At 36.7% G+C, this 3,090-nt stretch carries 3 protein-coding genes; 2 read left to right on the top strand and 1 reads right to left on the bottom strand.

The window, feature by feature from the left end:
- The coding region (locus tag B4C08_RS02320; RefSeq protein ID WP_296662451.1) for a tetratricopeptide repeat protein at window positions 1-544 on the bottom strand (544 nt) is incomplete at its 3' end.
- Between the two features lie 135 nt (window positions 545-679).
- On the opposite strand from B4C08_RS02320, the gene B4C08_RS02315 reads away from it, so the two are divergent.
- Entirely contained in the window at window positions 680-1,765 is a 1,086-nt protein-coding gene (locus B4C08_RS02315; protein ID WP_296662450.1) for a tetratricopeptide repeat protein, read from the top strand.
- On the top strand, window positions 1,740-3,090 hold a 1,351-nt coding region (locus tag B4C08_RS02310), incomplete at its 3' end, for a hypothetical protein (RefSeq protein WP_296662448.1). The genes B4C08_RS02315 and B4C08_RS02310, both read left to right, overlap by 26 nt.

The following is a 3,090-nucleotide window of genomic DNA, read 5'->3' as shown; positions in this document are numbered from 1 at the left end:
GAAGAAGACGGCCGATTGAAGTGTAGGCTTTGGGATTCCGTTTGTTTAGAAGAATAGTTTTTTGGTAAAATCCCATAGCAAGTTTTGCGTTTCCCTGGGTTTCAAGAATTTCCGCGGCTTTAAATGTGTTTTCTGGATTGTTTGGCTCGAGTTTTGTCAGCAAAAGATATTCTTTTAAAGCTTCATCAGGCTGATTGAACCGTTTGTAAAGTTCCGCCATTTCTTTTCTGAATTCAGCTTCTGGAATTTCTCCGTTAAAAAGCGCGTTTTGGTTTACGGCTTTGTATTCAATGAAAGCAAGTTCAGGCTTTCCATCTTTTAGATAGGCTTTTCCCAAAAAATAATGGGCTAAATAGTTTCGCGGATTTTTTGAGATAACAGATTTTGCGCATCTTTGGGCAGCTTGAAATCTTCCGTCTTTTATAAGCTTTGGAATTCCGTCAATTTTTGAAGGAGCTATGATATTTTTTACTATAAAAATCAACGCTGTAGCGACAAATGCGATTAAAACACCTATTATAATTACAGATGTCAGTGAACCCATTGAAATTCCGCCTGTTTGTTTAGTTTTTTGTTAAAAAGGTTACCTTTTTTCACTGAATATGTCAATTTATATGGAAGACTTAAAAATTTTGCTGTTTTCCTAAGAAATTTGCTGAAATCTACAGATAATAAAATGATGTCGATTTATAGAAAATTTAAGAAATTTTTTTGTTTCTCTTTTTTGCTTTTTGTGTTCAGTTCTTTTGCGCAGAATGACGATTTTTTGCAAGGTGAAAATCTGTTCAAGGAAAACCGCGTTGAGGAAGCTGTTCCGTTTTTAAAGTTAGCCATCAGCACTGGAAAATTTCCTAAGGCTTACAATTATCTTGCGCTTTGCTACGAAAAAATGGGGCTTTTGAAGGAAAGTCTTGAAGTCTGCACAGAAGGAATGAAAGTTTCTGGAACTGATAAAAAGGTTCTTGCTTTTAACGCAGGAAACGTCTGCTTTGCAATGGAAGATTTTTATTCAGCTGAAAAATGGTATTCACTTGCGATTGCCGCGAACAGACTTTATGCGCCTCCCGTTTTAAACCGTGCAAATGCCGAGCTTAAGCAGGAAAAATATATTGCAAGCCTTGAGGATTACAAGCTTTATCTTGATTTGTCGCCGAATGACAGGCAGAAAGCGGAAATTGAGCAGCTGATTGCTTTGCTTGAAGGTTTCAAGAAGGCAGAAGAAGAGCGGCTTGCTGAAGAAAAACGTTTAAAAGAAGAGGCTGCTTTGATTCAGGCGGCGCAGGAAAAACAGATTTTTGCAGAACAACAAGCTGCGGCACAAAAGCAAATTCAGGATGAAAAAGATAAGGCTGCGGAGTTAGAAGCTAAAATGGCGGAACAGCAGGCACTTCTTGAGCAGCAACGTGCGGAAATTGAACGGATTTCAAAGGAAAAACAGCTTGTTGAGGAACAGGCAGCCGCAGAAAAGAAAGCTAGAGATGAAGAAAAAGCTGCGGAACTTGAAGCGAAGATGGCGGAACAGGAATCTAGGCTTGAACAGCAGCGCGCGGAAATTGAACGAATGCTTCAAGATCAAAAGGCTTATCAGGAAGCGGCTCTAAAAGCCCAAAGAGAAGAGGCTGCGAAAAAAGCAGAAGAAGATGCTGCAAGAAGAAGAAAATTGCTTGAAGATGTGGCGGCTTCGCTGCAGAATTCAGAAACATCAAATATGACTGCTGGTGCAGAAGGAACGGTTGATTATGGCTACGAATCAGAACTCGAATAAAGATTTAGATAAGAAAAAAACTACTGCGGTAAAAAAAAATACAGCTTCAAAAAAAACAGTGGCTTCTTCTGCGGAAAAAAAGCCGACAGCAAAAAAGGCTTCAGTTTCTTCGGAAAAAACAAAAGTGGCTGCAGTTTCAAAAAGTTCTGCTTCAAAAAAAACAACAGAATCTAAAACTACAGCTCCAAAAAAAACTTCAGGACTTTTAGAAAAGTCAAAAGCTGTAAGAGCTTCTTCTGTTTCTGAAAAATCAGTTGAACCTAAAACTACCGCTGTGAAAAAAACTTCTGTTGAAAAAAAATCCTCTTTGCCTGAAGCCAAAAAAACTGCTGCTTCCTCTGCGGAAACAAAATCAGTTTCAAGAAAAACTGCTGTTTCTTCTGCGGAAAAAAAGCCTGTAGCTAGCAAGGCTTCTGTTGCTTCGGAAAAAACAAAAATGGCTTCGGCTGTCAAAACTGTCGCTGTAAAGAAAACAGTTGAACCAAAAATTTTTACAGAAGAAAAAAAATTGTCAGCACAAAAAGTTCCTTTACAAAAAACTGTTGCTGCTTCTAGTTTGCCTTCTAAAAAATCTCTAGTTGAAAAAAAAGAAGAAACTGGAGTTGTAATAAAAAAGACTGAGCCGGTTTTGGCTTCAAGTTTTGATGTAGAAAAAAAGTCTGCGCAAAAAAATATTGAGCTTGAAAAAAAGAAAGATAAAAAATCAAATAAGAAAATAGTGGCTATGTTGTTTTTCTTGCTTGCTGTTTTAGCTGGAGGTGGATTTTTTGTTTTAAATAATAACAATTTTTTTGGTGCCAAAGACAATGTTGTTTCAGAATTGAACCTTGAAGAAAAACTTGCATTGGCTCAAAAATTAATTGAGCAGGGAAATTATGAAGAGGCTTTAAAAATTCTTTTGGGAATTGATGCTTCAGGAAATACCGAGGCTGCAAAAGAACTTAGAAATAAAATTTCCGCTTTAATAAATGAAGCTTTTTCAAAGGCTTTAGAAAATGGACGTGAACAGGAAATTTTAGATTTTATACAGTCGCTTATTGATAATGACGAAATTGAATCTGCGTTGAAAATTTTAAATGCAATAAAAGCAGAGCAGGGAAGTTCTTTAAAAGAAAAACTGGACAGTTTGAAAAAGGCTGCTGTTGATAAAGCTATTGCAGATGGAAAAACTTCCGAACTTTTATCTTTGATTCAACAGATGATAGATGATGGAAATTTTTCAGATGCGCTTGAACTTTTGAATGCAATTTCTATTGATGGCGATGATGAAATTTCTGATATGCTGAAAAATAAAATTGAGCGCATGAAAAAACAGGCCTTGGTTT

Source organism: Treponema sp. UBA753, from assembly GCF_002297325.1.
Classification (GTDB): domain Bacteria; phylum Spirochaetota; class Spirochaetia; order Treponematales; family Treponemataceae; genus Treponema_D.
This window is presented reverse-complemented; position numbering and strand designations above follow the sequence as displayed.

Bases quoted from the DNA above. Each gene is read 5' to 3' on its own strand.
- B4C08_RS02315 (WP_296662450.1), top strand. From the start codon at position 680: ATGTCGATTTATAGAAAATTTAAGAAATTTTTTTGTTTCTCTTTTTTG.